The following is a 14,221-nucleotide window of genomic DNA, read 5'->3' as shown; positions in this document are numbered from 1 at the left end:
CTCGCTCAGGCGTGCGGTCCGGACTGATCGGGCGGGACCACCTTCTTGGCGGCCTCTTTGCCCTTCGCGATCTTGTCCGTGTACTTGCCGTGCGTCTTCTGATCGATGAAGTCACCGGCCTTGTCGACCGCTTGGTTGATCTTGTCGGAGTTCTTGGCCGCCGCGTCCTTCCCCTTTTCGACCAGGCCCTTGACCGTATCCGCGAAACTCATCGCCGTGAATCCTTCCTGTCGTCAATTAGCCGGAGTCGTTCACCCAACATTCTCCCACCAAGAATCCGCAGGTGGGGCACTCGACGGGTCCACACGCTGGCCGGGCATCGGTACTGCGACCGCAGTACCCGCCGACCGCGCCGCGGCCACCATGCGCCCGACCGGCTCGGACCAGCCGTGGAAGGCGAGATTGAACGTCGCCCAGTGAATGGGCACCAGCAGGCCGCGGCCCGGATCGCCGCCACACAGATCGGCGTGTGCCCGGACCGCCTCCTCGGGATTCATGTGCACATCCGGCCAGCGCTCGTCGTAGGCGCCGATCGGCAGCAGCGTCAGATCGAACGGGCCGAGCGCGGCGCCCGCCGCGGCGAACGCTTTGGTGTAGCCGGTGTCGCCGCCGAAGTACGCACGCCGTGTGGGACCGACGATCGACCACGAGGCCCACAGGGTGGTGTTGCGCAGCAGGCCGCGTCCGGAGAAGTGCCGCGCCTCCGTGCAGGTGATCACCAGATCCACGCCATCCCGGTCCCGGCCGAGCTCGGTGAGCGAAATCGAACCGCCCCAATCCAATTCGACGATCCGATCCTCCGGGACACCCCAGTGCCGCAAGTGGGCGCCGATGCCGATCGGAACCAGGAACGGCGCGCTCTGGCGCGCCACCAGCTCTCGGACCGTCTCCTTGTCCAGGTGGTCGTAGTGGTCGTGCGAGATGATCACCGCGTCGATCGGGGGCAGATCGGCCAGCGGTTGCGGCACCGGATGCAGCCGCGCCGGCCCGACCAGCGGCGAAGGCGAAACCCGCTCGCTCCACACCGGATCGGTGAGAATCCGGTACCCGTCGACCTCGATCAACGTCGTCGCGTGGCCGTACCAGGTGACGGCGAGCGCGGCCGCCGCCGTGGGCTGCGGGGTTTGCAACGGGATGGCGCCACGCGGCCTGCCCGCGTTGCGCCGGGTCAGGGCCGAGACCAGCAGCGAGGGAGCCGAACCCGCGGCTATCTGGCTACTGGGCTCGGTGTTGTGGAACTGGCGATCGCGATAGGTCGTCGCGCCCACCGCGTGCGGCTGAATGGCGGAGATCGAAGCGCCCATCGCCGACGGGATGTCCCACACCGCCCGGACCAGCCAGGCGATGCCCAGCGCACCCGCGGCCGCGCCTCCGATACGTCTGATGTCCATCATCGCCCCACGAACTTCGCCGGACGCTTTTCCTGCCTGGCCAAACGACCCTCCTTGGCATCCTCGCTCGTCCACGCGGCCTCGAGTGCCGCCCGCTGCTGCGCGGTTTCCGGATCGCGCGTTCCGTCGTCGTTGAGCACCAGCTTCATGTGCCGCAGCGACAACGGGGCCAGCGCCGCGATCTGCTTGGCCCAGGCTTGTGCGTCGGCCAGCCCGCCGATCCGGTTGGCGAACCCGAAGGCGTAGGCGTCGTCGGCCGGTATCTGTTCGGCGCCCAGCAGCACGGTTCGCGCCGGTCCGCCGCCGATCAGGGCGACCAGCCTGCGCACGGTCCACCGGTCCACGGTGATGCCCAGTTTCGCGGCGGGGACCGCGATGTACGCCTCCGGTGAGATCACTCGCAGATCCGAGGCGAGCGCCAGCTGCACCCCCGCTCCGATCGCGGCGCCGTTGATCGCCGAAATCACCGGGATCGGCGCCGATTCGATCGTGTGCAGCATCTCCAGCAGCCCGGACAGGAAATCGTCGGAGTACACCCCGGACAGGTCGGCGCCCGCGCTGAAGACCGGGCCGCGGCCCGTCAACACGAGGACCCGCGCCTCGTCGGCGACCGCGGCGAGCACCGCCTCGCGCAGCAGTGTCACGAGTTCGTAGTTGAGCGCGTTGCGACGCTCCTCCCGCCGTAGTTCGATGGTGACCACGTCACCGTCACGGCTGACCCCGAGCATGCGACCTCCCCGGCTGAACGGTCCATCTGGTCTCTTCACTCTGCCATAGCCCGTCACCCTTTCCGCGCCAGGCGATACGATCACCGGCTGTGCCGACCGACTTCGACATCCTGGTGATCGGCGCTGGTCAGGCGGGGCTGTCGGCCGGATATCACCTGCAACGCCTCGGGCTGCGTCCCGAGCGGCACTTTCTGCTGGTCGACCGGTCCCCCGGTCCCGGCGGCGCGTGGCAGTTCCGCTGGCCATCGCTCACCCTGGAAACGGTGAACAGGGTGCACGACCTGCCCGGCATGCCGTTCGCCGAGACCTTGCCGCCGGGTTCGTCGTCCGTACCCGCGGCCACCGCTGTACCGCACTACTACGAGCTGTACGAAAAACGGTTCGACCTGCGCGTCCACCGGCAGGTGTCGGTCACTGTGGTCTGTGACCGCACCCAAGAGGGCGACCCGGCAGAGCGCGGAACGGTGCTCAACGCGGAAACCGACGCGGCCGGAGCCATCCGGGTGCGCGGTGTGATCAACTGCACCGGCACCTGGGAGCATCCGTTCGTCCCGCACTACCCGGGAGCGGAAGCCTTCACCGGCCGCCAGCTGCACACCCACGACTACCGCAGCGCCGCGGAGTTCGCGGGCAAGCACGTCGTCGTGGTCGGCGGCGGCATCTCGGCGGTACAGCTGCTCGACGAGATCTCCCAGGTCACCACCACCACTTGGGTGACGAGGACCCCGCCGCGCTTCCGCGAGGGTCCCTTCACCGAGGAGACCGGGCGCGCCGCGGTCGCGATGGTCGAAGACCGGGTGCGGCGCGGGTTGCCACCGGGATCAGTGGTTTCGGTCACCGGGTTGCGGCTCGACGACCGCCTACGCGCGGCACGAGCCCGAGGCGCGCTCACCCGCTTGCCGATGTTCGAGCGCATCGAACCCGGTGGGGTGCGCTGGGCCGACGGCAGCTTTCAGCAGGCGGACGTGATCCTCTGGGCCACCGGGTTCCGCAGCGCCCTCGACCACCTCGCACCACTTCGACTGCGCGGGCCCGGCGGAGGCATCACCATGACGGGCCGGCTGGCCACCCAGGTAGCCGCCGACCCGCGCGTCCACCTGATCGGCTACGGGCCGTCGGCCAGCACCGTCGGCGCCAATCGCGCGGGACGCGCGGCGGCGCACGAACTCACCGAACATCTCGGATTGCGCTGACCGCCGCACCCGCCGACCCGGAACGTCAGTCGATCAGACCGAGCGTGAACGTGTCCGGATCACCACCGAGGCGCGAACCGTTGTCCAGCGCGTTGATCGCGTCCATCTGCTGCGGGCTCAGCTCGAAACCGAACACGTCGAAGTTCTCCGCGATCCGCGATGGCGTGACCGACTTCGGGATGACGACATTGCCCAGCTGCAGATGCCAGCGAATGATCACCTGCGCCGGAGTGCGACCGACCTCGGCGGCCACCGTTGTGATGGCGCTCTCCGCGAGCAGCGTGCCCTGCCCGAGCGGGCTCCACGCCTCGGTGGCGATCGCGTTGGCGGCGTGGAACTCGCGCAGCTCGCGTTGCGCCAACCTGGGGTGCAGCTCGATCTGGTTCACCACTGGGATCTCACCGGTCTCGGCGATGAGCCGCTGGATGTGCGCGACCGTGAAGTTCGAGACGCCGATCGAGCGCACCCGGCCCTGGGACTTCAGCGCCTGGAAAGCGCGGAAGGTGTCCACGAACCGGTCGGCGGCGGCCACCGGCCAGTGGATGAGGTAGAGGTCGAGGTAGTCCAGGCCGAGCCGCTGCATGCTGGCGTCGAACGCGCGCAGCGTCGAGTCGTAGCCCTGCTCGGAATTCCACAGCTTGGTGGTGACGTAGATCTCGTCGCGGGGCAGGCCGGATTCCCGGATCGCCCGGCCGGTGCCCTCCTCGTTTCCGTAGACAGCGGCGGTGTCGATGCTGCGGTAGCCGACCTCGAGCGCGCTGGTGACGGCCGAAACGACGTCCTCGGCGGGCACTTGGAACACGCCGAAGCCGAGCTGCGGGATCACGTTCCCGTCGTTCAGCACGATCGAGGGAACGGTGCTGGTCTCGCTTTTGAAGGTCACATTCCGACGGTAGAAGTGCGGCGGCGAACCGTCAATCACGCCCTCGGGTGTGTTGGCCCGCAATTTGCTGGAAACCTGCGGCCAAGGGCCGGAACGTACCGCGTTTGCCCTGGGTCAGCTCGTCCCGCCGGGCAGCCCGAGCCGCCGGTAGCGCGCCCGCCGCGCCGCGAGCAACTCCGATTCCGGACGGGCGCGCAACGCGGCCAGTTCGTGCGCGATCGCGGCGACCATCCGGCGGGCGAAGTCCACCGGCTCGTCCGCCGCGTCGGGGAATTCGGGCACGATCCGGTCGACCACGCCGTCGGCGAGCAGATCGGCGGCGCTGATGCGTTGCGCGGCAGCAAGTTCCGCCGCATGGTCGGTGTCGCGGAAGACGATGGCGCTCGCCCCTTCCGGCGGCAGCGGGGCCAGCCAGCCATGCGTGGCGGCGAGCACCCGGTCGGCGGGCAGCAGCGCCAGCGCGCCACCGCCGGTGCCCTGACCGAGCAGCACCGAGACGGTCGGGGTGTCCAGCGTCACCAGATCCGCAATGCAGCGGGCGATTTCGGGGGCGAGTCCGCGCTCCTCGGCCTCCTTCGACAGCGCCGCACCCACCGTATCGATCACCAGCACCAGCGGCAGCCGCAACTCCTGAGCAAGCGCCATACTCCGCCGCGCCTCGCGCAGGGCGGCCGGGCCCATGGTGTTCTCACCCTGCTGGCCGCGCCGGTCGTGCCCGAACACCACGCACGGCTGCCCTCGAAAACGTCCGAGAGCGAGCACCGCCGTGCGATCGGACTCGCCCTGCCCGGTGCCGCTGAGCGGAACCCGTTGTGTCACATGACGTAAGAGATCCCGGAGCCCGGGACGCTGCGGACGGCGCGAGATAAGGACCGACTGCCACACCGCATTGCCTTCGGAACGGCTCTCCGGTTCGCCGAGTCGAATCCGTTCCGCCGCAGCGTCATTCGGATCGTGCGTTGGCCGCAGCGGCGTCGAACTCGGTTCGAGTGCCGCGGGCCGTTCGGAAACCGGCCGTGCGGCAGTGGAATCGGGCAACTCGACGCCACTGAACACACTCAGCGCGCGGTGGGCGATCCGGCGGAAGACCGGAATCGTCAGAACGCCATCGATGACGCCACGCCGATACAGGTTCTCCGCGGTCTGCACGCCCTCCGGAAACGGCTTGCCGTACAGGGCCTCGTAGACCCGCGGGCCGAGAAACCCGATCAGCGCACCGGGTTCGGCGAAGGTGATGTGCCCCAGCGAACCCCACGAGGCGAAGACGCCGCCCATCGTGGGATTACGCAGGTAGACAAGGTAGGGATGACCGGCCGACTTGTGCGCCGCGACCGCACCGGCGATCTTCACCATCTGCACGAAGGCGACGGTGCCCTCCTGCATCCGGGTGCCGCCGGAGGTCGGTGACGCGACCAGCGGCAGCCCGAGTTCAGTGGCGCGCTCGACCGCCGAGACGATCCGCTCCGCGGCCGCCACGCCGATCGAGCCGGCCAGGAATCCGAACTCGCAGGCGATGACGGCCACGCGCTGACCGCGCAGCAGTCCTTCGCCGGTGAGCACCGATTCATCGATGCCCGCCGCGACCGCCGCCTTCTGCAAGGCATCGCGGTACTGCGGGGATGCGGCCACCGTCACCGGCGGCCGGTCCCAGCTGACGAACGAGTTCGGGTCGAGCAGTTGCTCGAGTAACTCTCGCGCCGAGGTACGCACCGGGCGAGCCTATCCGGCCCTACCCGGCGCCTCGGCAAGCCACACGAGCACTCAGTAGCCCTGCATCACCTTGCGCAGCGCGTACTCGGTGAGCGCGACCAGCGCCTGCTTGGCCGGCTCCCGGCGTCGGGCATCGATGGACAGGATCGGCACGTCGGCGGGCACCGCGAGTGCCTGCCGGATGTCCTCGATCGGGTATCGCGGCGCATCGTCGAATTCGTTGAGCGCCACCAGGAAAGGTAGGCCGCGCGCTTCGAAGTAGTCGACGGCCGCGAAGCTGTCCTCCAGCCTGCGGGTGTCGACCAGCACCACCGCACCGATGGCGCCGCGGATCAGGTCGTCCCACATGAACCAGAATCGATACTGGCCGGGCGTGCCGAACAGGTACAGCACCAGATCATCGGCGAGGCTGATCCGGCCGAAGTCCATCGCCACGGTGGTGGTCGACTTCATCGGAATGCCGGTCAGGTTATCGATCCCGGCGCTGGCATTGGTCACCAATGCCTCGGTGCGCAGCGGAACGATCTCCGAGACAGCACCGACCAACGTGGTCTTCCCGACGCCGAAGCCACCCGCGACCACGATCTTCGCCGATGTTGGCTTGCTGGTACGAGTGTCGACCTGCGCCGTCGAATCAAATACGCCGGAGTCCACTGAGAACCCTTTCGATCAGCTCGCGACGCTCATCGTCGCTGGAATCGTCTTTCAAAGTCGCCGATACGCGCACGTGCCCGGCCTCGATCAAGTCGGCCACGAGCACGCGAGCCACCCCGATAGGAATACCCAATCGGGCTGCCACCTCGGCAACGGACGGCGATTCTCTGCACAACTCCACGATTGACGTCTCGATGTTGGTCAGTTCGAACTGCCGCTCCAGGGCGACCGGATGCGATGCGACGAGAGCTTCCAACGCCAACTCGACCGCGGGCCTGGTGCGGCCTGCGGTCAGCGAGTACGGACGGACGAGGCTCGGCTCGGCGCTCCCCACGCGGTGATCTTCTATGTCCATCCCACCATCAGGAACCCATCGTGACGCGTGGCGTGGCCTGAACAGTCTGGCCAACACGCTCGACCAACAGAGCCATCTCGTAGCCGACCTGGCCGATGTCACACGACGTGTTGGTCAGCACCGCGAGGTAGGAACCGTCGCCGACAGCCATGAGTAGCAGGTAGCCGTGCTCCATCTCGACGACGGACTGCAGCACGGTGCCGCCCTCGAACAGGTTCGAGACGCCGACTGACAGGCTGGCCAGACCGGCCGTGACGGCCGAGAGCTGTTCGGCGCGGTCGACGGGCAGCTGGGCACTCGCGGCCATGAGTAGGCCGTCAGCCGAGACCAGGACGGCATGGGCTACGCCAGGAACCTCGTTGGCAAAGTTCGAAACCAGCCAATCCAGCTGACGGTTCGTACCACCTAGATCGGGGTTCATCGGTCTCCTTTATCTCCGGTTAGGTTCATTGCTCTCATTGCGCGGCCATCCCGGACGCCCTGCTGGTGACGACTCAAGCTGGACCTGATCGTTTCTGGGTCACGGCGCGGCGCCCGATCCACCGCACCGGTCACGCCGCCGGGGACAAGCCTTCCGCCCGGATTGCGTTGCGGCAAGCCCGCCGCCGTTTTCGTCTCGGTCTGCGCCTCGCTGGCACGGCGAGCGGCTTGCCACCCCTCGTCACCCGGCGATTCGAAGGAGGCGGCCACCTGAGACCTGTCAGTGCTGGGATCCGACAGCCACGCCGACATCATCTCGGCGAAGATCGGCGTTCCGCCCATCGACGCCCCCGACTCTTCCGCGGGCTGCAGCCTGGTCTGGAAGAATGAGGCCGTCTTGGCCGGGTTGGACCGGAAGCTGTGCTTGCCGGGATCACGCCCCGGCGAGGTGGCCTGCTGATCTTCGCTCGCGGCGTGCTGGCCACCGCGATCCCGCTGCGGCAGTGCGATGCCCGGCGGCACGGGCTGGCGCTGCGGCGCTTGGGCGCCCGGCTGCCGCTGCGGCAGACCGGTCAGCCCGCTCTCCCGCTGCGGCGGGCTCGACGGTGCGGGGGGACGTTGCGGCAAGCCGTTCGCGATACCGGGCTCACGCTGCGGCAGACCGTTCGAAGAATCCCGTTGCGGCAGACCGTTGACGGCGGGCAGCGCACCGGACCCCGACTCACGCTGCGGCAAGCCGTTCGCCGACTCACGCTGCGGCAGATGGTGGGCGCCGGTATCCCGCTGCGGCAGACCGATGCCCGGCTCACGCTGCGGCAGACCGCCGGAAGCGGACTCACGCTGCGGGAGGTTCGGCGCAGGCTGCCGCGGAGGCAGGCCGGTGAGGCCGGGGTCACGCTGCGGCGGACCACCCGCCGCCGACTCACGCTGCGGCACACCGTTCGAACCCGGCTGCCGCTGAGGTAGGCCGGTGGACCCCGGCTCGCGCTGCGGCAAGCCACCTGTCGACTCACGCTGCGGCAAACCACCCAACGCGTCACGCTGCGGCAGACCACCAGACGCGGACTCACGCTGCGGCGAACCACCCAACGCGTCGCGCTGCGGCAGACCACCTGTCGACTCACGCTGCGGGAGACCGCCCAACGCGTCACGCTGCGGCAGACCACCAGACGCGGACTCACGCTGCGGCGAACCACCCAACGCGTCGCGCTGCGGCAGACCACCTGTCGACTCACGCTGCGGCAAACCGCCCAACGCGTCACGCTGCGGCAAACCACCGGAAGCAGACTCACGCTGCGGCAAACCGCTCGAGGCATCGCGCTGCGGCAGACCACCTGTCGACTCACGCTGCGGGAGACCGCCCAACGCGTCACGCTGCGGCAGACCACCGGAAGCAGACTCACGCTGCGGCAAACCGCTCGAGGCATCGCGCTGCGGCAAACCGCCGAAGGGGTCACGCTGCGGCAAACCACCAGACGCGGACTCACGCTGCGGCAAACCACCCAAGGCATCGCGCTGCGGCAGACCACCCGAGGCGGACTCACGCTGCGGCACACCGTTCGAACCCGGCTGACGCGTCGGCAGACCCGTGCTCGGCTGCGGCACACCGTTCGCGCCCGGCTGACGGACCGGCAGCTCACCGGAGTTCGGCTCACGCGGCGGCAGGCCCGACCCGGACTGTTCCGCGGGACCACCGGGCTGACGCGGCGGCGGACCGCCCGGGCTGAGGTTGCGCTTGGGCAGATTGGCCGCGGCGAGCTTGCCGCGCTGCGGACCGCTCGGCGCGGGCTGCCCCGGCGCGGGGCGCAGGCTCGCGGCCGACTGTTGCGCGTCCGAGCGCATACCGGACGACGACATCGCCGTACCCGGCTGCCGCTGCGGCAGTCCGCCCGGACCCGTGGCCGCGGGCGCACTGGGGGTGGGCCCGCTGGGGGTCGGCGTGGAACTCGTGGCCGGGATCGGACCACTCACTCCGGGATCGACGGTGACCATGACATTGCCCCCAGGGGTCCGCGTGACGGCCCGCATCTGCATCGACGAAGGCGCCGACGGACGCTGGGGCGCGGCGGCCTGCGGCGAGGGCTGCGGGGTGACGGGCTGCCCCGCGCTCGGCTTGCCCGCGACGATCAGTCCGACCGGCACGTGCACGGTCACCGTCACGCCCGGATCGCGCGCGGTGTCGAAGGTCGGGCGCAACCGCACGGTCAGGCCGTGCCGCTCGGCGAGCCTGCCGACCACGAACAGACCCATGTGGCGGGCCGTGTCCGGTCCGGGCTCGGCGGTCTGCTCCAAGCGCCGGTTGATGTCGGCCATCTCGGCGGGCGGCATACCGATGCCGCGGTCGGCCACCTCGATGAGCAGGCCCTGGTCGTGCGCCTGCGCGAAAGTGAACTTGACGTCGGTCTCCGGCGGCGAGGCGCGCAGCGCGTTGTCCAGCAGCTCGGCGAACAGGTGCGCGAGGTCGGAGGCGGCGGGCTCCTTCAGCGAACCGCGCGGCGTCGCGCCGAGCTTCACGCGCTCGTAGTCCTCGACCTCGGAGATCGCGGCGCGCAGCACGTCGGCGATCTCGACCGGGGCGGACTTGGCGCGGCGCTGCCTGGTGCCGGCGAGAATCAGCAGGTTGTCGCCGTTGCGGCGCATGCGTGCGGCGAGATGGTCCAGCCGGAAGAGGTTTTCCAGCAGGCGCGGGTCCTTCTCGTCGTACTCCATCGCCTCGATGAGGGTGAGCTGATGGTCGACGAGCGACTTGGACCGCCGCGCGAGGGTCTCGAACATGTCGTTGACCTGCGAACGCATCTTCGCCTGGTCGCTCGCCAGGCGCAGCGCCTGGCCGTGGATGTCGTCGACCGCGCGGGCCAGCTGACCGATCTCCTCGGTGCTGCGCACCGGCATCGGCTCCAGCGGCACCTCTTCGGGCGAGGCGCCGTTGCGGAGCTGGGCGACCTCGTGCGGCAGGTCGCTCTCGGCCACGCGCAGCGCGGCCAGCCGCAGGCGGTGCAGCGGGACGATCATCGAGCGGGCCACGAAGACGGCGAGCAGGAGCGCGGCGAGGATGGTCGCGATGACGACCGCGGTGTAGGTCCACGCGTCGCGCTGGGCCGTGGACACCAGCGACTGCATCGCGGAGTCGATGTCCTTGGTCGACTTGCCGACGACATGCTCGTACACGGCGAGGCTGTCGGTCAGCGACTTCTTCAGGTCACCGATCGGGAGCTGGCCCGCCTGGGCCTGCGGGCTGGTCAGCAGCGCGACCCTGGTGTCGATGCCCGCGCGCAGATCGGCGATCGAGGTGTCGCCGTCCGGGAAGCGGTGCGCGACCACGTTGAGCAGCGCCCGCTCCGTGCTGGACGCGATGAGGAAGCTCTGCACGCCGGCCTGCTGGGAACGCAGCACCTCCGGGAACGAGGCGACCACGCTGACCAGCGCGGCACGGGTGTTGAGCGAGTCGACCAAGCGCAGCTTGGCCGCGTCGACCCCACCGTCGCTGACCTGGCCGACCGTGGTTTCGACGATGTGCACGCTGTCGTTGCGGACGCGGTCGATCAGCGCGACGGTATCCGAGGCCGGACCGGTGGTGGCGCCTTTACCCTGGGCGCGGACGGCTTTGGCCTGGTTGAGCATGCTCTCCAGCGACGCGCGCGCGCCGGGCACGCTGCTCAACCGGTCGACCGACTTCTCCGCGTTGGCGATCGCCTTGTCCAGATCCGCCAGGTTCTGATCGGTCACGATGGACGTGTTCGGCGCCAGGGTGACCATCTGCGAACTCGCAGTGGTCGCCGTCTGCGCGCTGAGGCCGGTGACCACCGGGATGGCGGCGATGTTCTCGGCGATGTCGGCGAGCCGGTTCGATTCCGCGAACTCCGATGAGATCCTGGACACGCCGAGCCCGACCGCGACCGCCAGAGGCACGGCGAGTACCGCCGTCACCTTCCAGCGCAGGTCCCAGTTGCCGAGCGCCCAGCGTTTGTTGCCGGACCTAGCGGCGTCACGCATCTCCCACTCACTTTCCAAACTGGCCTCTACCACGCACCATCAGCCGAACCTCCACAATCGCGTGCATGGCTCGACGGGTGGAGCTGGCCGAGAACTGCGGCTGGCCGAGAAATTGCGTCTACGACGGCCCAAACAAGTGACATCAGATTCTAACGGATCAATAACTTCTTGGGTGACTCCGCGTAAGTTCGCAACCGATGACCTGCCGATTCCAGGCAAAACCAAAGGTGGCGGCACCCACCCGGGCGTCGCGTGAAGTCTGCCACAATCAACCAGATCTATCGAGGCGGGCATCGAGGCGAGGCTAGGGAGTCACGGGGTTGAACGTGCGGCAGGAGTATCGACCGGCCTATCAGACCAGCTTGGTGGATCCCGCCGAGTTCTGGGCAGCCGCGGCCGAGGCGATCGACTGGGACGTGCCGCCGACGCAGATCGTCGACGCCGGCGCCCGGCCGGTGGCCAGGTGGTTTCCCGACGGCCGCCTCAACACCTCGTTCAACGCGCTCGATCGGCACGTGCACCCGACGACCCCCGATGCCCCCAGCCGCGCCGATCAACCCGCACTGATATACGACTCGGCTATGACCGACGCGACCGTCGTCTACACCTATGCCGAGTTGCTCGACGAGGTGGCGCGGTTCGCCGGTGCGATGGCCCGGTTGGGCGTCTCGGCAGGCGACCGTGTGGTGATCTACCTGCCGATGATCCCCGAAGCGGTGATCTCGATGCTGGCCTGCGCCCGCATCGGCGCGGTCCACTCGGTGGTGTTCGGCGGCTTCGCGGCGCCGGAGCTGGCCGCCCGGATCGATGACGCGGAACCGGTGTTGATCATCACAGCCTCCGGCGGCCTGGAACCGGGCAAGAACATCGAATATCCGCCGATCGTGCTGCAGGCGCTGGATCTGGCCGAGACCACCGCGCCGCGCACGGTGATCGTCAAGCAGCGGCCGCAGTTCGACACCATCCATTTCCCGGCCCCGCAGCCCGCCACCGAGTATTTACCGAGTTCGGCGCAAACCGTCGCCGCGCAATGGCTGGACTGGGACGACGCCGTGCGCGACGCGCCCCCGGCCGACCCGGTGCCGGTCGCCGCGACCGATCCGCTCTACATCCTGTACACCTCCGGCACCACCGGTAAGCCGAAGGGCGTGGTCCGGGACAACGGCGGGCACGCGGTCGCCCTCGCCTGGTCCATGCGCAACATCTACGACGTCGGCGCGGGCCAGGTGATGTGGGCGGCCTCCGACGTGGGCTGGGTGGTCGGTCACTCCTACATCGTCTACGCGCCGCTGCTGGTCGGAGCCACCACGCTGCTGTACGAAGGCAAGCCGATCGGCACGCCGGACGCGGCCGCGTACTGGCGGGTGGTCGACCGGCACAAGGTCGACGTACTGTTCACCGCCCCGACCGCGCTGCGGGCCATCCGCAGGGCCGATCCGCGAGCGGAGCTGGCCCACCGCCACGACCTGTCCTCACTGCGCGCCCTGTTCTGCGCGGGCGAACGGCTGGACCCGGCCACCTACGCCTGGGCCGACGAGATCCTGTTCGCGGGCCGCGAGGACTGCCCGGTCGTCGATCACTGGTGGCAGACCGAGACCGGCTGGCCGATCTGCGCGAACCCGCTCGGCCTGCAGCGGCTGCCGATCAAGCCGGGCTCGGCGTCGGTGCCGGTACCGGGCTATCGACTACGGGTGCTCGACTCCTCGGGCAACGCGGTGGCGCCCAACACCGAGGGCAATATCGTCATCGGTCTGCCGCTGCCGCCCGGAACGCTGACCGGGCTGTGGCGCGACGACGCCCGCTACGAACGCTCCTATCTGTCCGCCTACCCCGGCCACTACCTCACCGGCGACTCCGGCTACTTCGACGAGGACGGTTATCTGTTCGTCCTCGGCCGCAGCGACGACGTGATCAACATGGCCGGGCACCGCCTGTCGGCGGGCAGCATCGAGGCGGCCATCGCCGGGCACGAGGCGGTCGCCGAATGCGCCGTCATCGGGCTGCCCGACGAGCTCAAGGGCCACCGGCCGCTGGCATATGTGGTGTTGAAGGCCGGGGTCGAGATCGATCCGCGGCAGCTGCGCGACGAGCTGATCGAGCGGGTGCGCTCCCAGGTCGGCGCCATAGCGACGCTGCACGACGCCATCGTCGTGACGGCGCTGCCCAAGACCAGGTCGGGCAAGATCCTGCGCAAGACCATCCGGCAGATGACTTCCGGCGGGCCGTTCGAGGTGCCGTCCACCATCGAGGATCCGGGGGTGCTCGCGGCCCTGGAACAGCAGATCCGCACGGCGCGCCCGGAGTGGCGGGAACCGGCGAACAGCGACACGGAGAACACCGACGACGTGGTGGCGCCCGACGTGGATCCGGTTGTGCCATCCTGAATTTCCGCACGAACCGTTATGTCCTCAGAGTTTCCACAGAGGACGTTCATATCCGTGCCAGCAGTTCGAAATAGCCTCGAGACCGCCCCGAAACCCCTCGATGATCTGGAGGCAACACATCATGAAACGTTCCGTAGGCCGCCCCGCCGTCGCCGCTCTCGCAGCTGGTGGATTCGCCACGGTCACGTTGTTCCTGGGCCCCGCGATCGCCACCGCGGGCCCGATGGAATACGCCGAGCCGCTGCTGACCTCGAGCTGCTCGTTCGCCCAGGTCGACGCCGCGCTGCACGACAGGGCGCCGCAGCTGGCCGCGATGCTCGACGCCAACCCGAACCAGAAGGCCGAGTTGCAGCGCAAGTTCGACCAGCCGGTCGAGCAGCGGCGGGCCGAGCTGCGGCGGGCCATCGATGAGAACCCGGAGGCCGCGCGACAGGCGGAGAACGACCCCCGGACAGCGCAGTTGCGCGACACCATCCGCGCCGTGGCCGAGTCCTGCCACAACTACTGATC

12 protein-coding genes are annotated in these 14,221 nt (G+C 69.1%); 3 read left to right on the top strand and 9 right to left on the bottom strand.

Going from position 1 to position 14,221, the window contains the following annotated elements; genetic code table 11:
• Positions 1-5: 5 nt before the first annotated feature.
• Genes IU450_RS18900 through IU450_RS18890 form a run of 3 tightly spaced genes read right to left on the bottom strand, consistent with a single transcriptional unit; the run spans position 6 to position 2,119 of the window.
• A complete protein-coding gene (locus IU450_RS18900; RefSeq protein ID WP_195151040.1) occupies positions 6-212 on the bottom strand; it encodes an antitoxin in 207 nt (68 codons plus the stop codon).
• Between the two features lie 39 nt (positions 213-251).
• Entirely contained in the window at positions 252-1,391 is a 1,140-nt protein-coding gene (locus tag IU450_RS18895) for an MBL fold metallo-hydrolase (protein WP_195151096.1), read from the bottom strand.
• On the bottom strand, positions 1,391-2,119 hold the full coding sequence (locus tag IU450_RS18890) for an enoyl-CoA hydratase (protein ID WP_195151039.1): 729 nt from the start codon (positions 2,117-2,119) through the stop codon (positions 1,391-1,393). The genes IU450_RS18895 and IU450_RS18890 overlap by 1 nt, the downstream gene beginning before the upstream one ends.
• A gap of 89 nt (positions 2,120-2,208) precedes the next feature.
• Between IU450_RS18890 and IU450_RS18885 the strand changes: the two genes are divergently transcribed.
• Positions 2,209-3,312, top strand: coding sequence for an NAD(P)-binding domain-containing protein (locus IU450_RS18885; protein ID WP_195151038.1), 1,104 nt, complete (start codon positions 2,209-2,211; stop codon positions 3,310-3,312).
• Positions 3,313-3,337: 25 nt separating this feature from the next.
• On the opposite strand, the gene IU450_RS18880 is transcribed toward IU450_RS18885, so the two are convergent.
• The 6 genes from IU450_RS18880 to IU450_RS18855 all read right to left on the bottom strand — a co-directional run bounded on the left by IU450_RS18880 (position 3,338) and on the right by IU450_RS18855 (position 11,327).
• Positions 3,338-4,195 (bottom strand): aldo/keto reductase, encoded by an 858-nt coding sequence (locus tag IU450_RS18880; protein WP_195151037.1) that lies wholly within the window; start codon positions 4,193-4,195, stop codon positions 3,338-3,340.
• Positions 4,196-4,309: 114 nt separating this feature from the next.
• Positions 4,310-5,905, bottom strand: a complete 1,596-nt coding sequence (locus IU450_RS18875) for a carboxyl transferase domain-containing protein (protein WP_195151036.1) — start codon at positions 5,903-5,905, stop codon at positions 4,310-4,312.
• Positions 5,906-5,956: 51 nt separating this feature from the next.
• Positions 5,957-6,559, bottom strand: a complete 603-nt coding sequence (locus IU450_RS18870; protein ID WP_174186021.1) for a GTP-binding protein — start codon at positions 6,557-6,559, stop codon at positions 5,957-5,959.
• Positions 6,540-6,914: a DUF742 domain-containing protein gene (locus IU450_RS18865; RefSeq protein WP_014981573.1), complete on the bottom strand. Its 375-nt coding sequence runs from the start codon at positions 6,912-6,914 to the stop codon at positions 6,540-6,542. Before IU450_RS18865 ends, IU450_RS18870 begins: the two co-directional genes overlap by 20 nt.
• 7 nt (positions 6,915-6,921) lie before the next feature.
• Entirely contained in the window at positions 6,922-7,335 is a 414-nt protein-coding gene (locus tag IU450_RS18860; RefSeq protein WP_011207200.1) for a roadblock/LC7 domain-containing protein, read from the bottom strand.
• The gene (locus tag IU450_RS18855) at positions 7,332-11,327 is read right to left on the bottom strand and encodes a sensor histidine kinase (RefSeq protein ID WP_195151035.1); all 3,996 of its coding nucleotides are present in this window, start codon (positions 11,325-11,327) and stop codon (positions 7,332-7,334) included. Before IU450_RS18855 ends, IU450_RS18860 begins: the two co-directional genes overlap by 4 nt.
• Positions 11,328-11,647: 320 nt before the next feature.
• Between IU450_RS18855 and IU450_RS18850 the strand changes: the two genes are divergently transcribed.
• Both IU450_RS18850 and IU450_RS18845 read left to right on the top strand, forming a co-directional pair.
• Positions 11,648-13,711 (top strand): AMP-binding protein, encoded by a 2,064-nt coding sequence (locus tag IU450_RS18850; RefSeq protein ID WP_195151034.1) that lies wholly within the window; start codon positions 11,648-11,650, stop codon positions 13,709-13,711.
• A 121-nt stretch (positions 13,712-13,832) separates the two neighbouring features.
• Positions 13,833-14,219 (top strand): hemophore-related protein, encoded by a 387-nt coding sequence (locus tag IU450_RS18845; RefSeq protein ID WP_195151033.1) that lies wholly within the window; start codon positions 13,833-13,835, stop codon positions 14,217-14,219.
• Positions 14,220-14,221 lie beyond the last annotated feature (2 nt).

Source organism: Nocardia abscessus (assembly GCF_015477775.1).
GTDB classification, from domain to species: domain Bacteria; phylum Actinomycetota; class Actinomycetes; order Mycobacteriales; family Mycobacteriaceae; genus Nocardia; species Nocardia abscessus_A.
The sequence above is the reverse complement of the archived record's forward strand: the minus strand, read 5'-3'. Positions and strand labels throughout refer to the sequence as shown.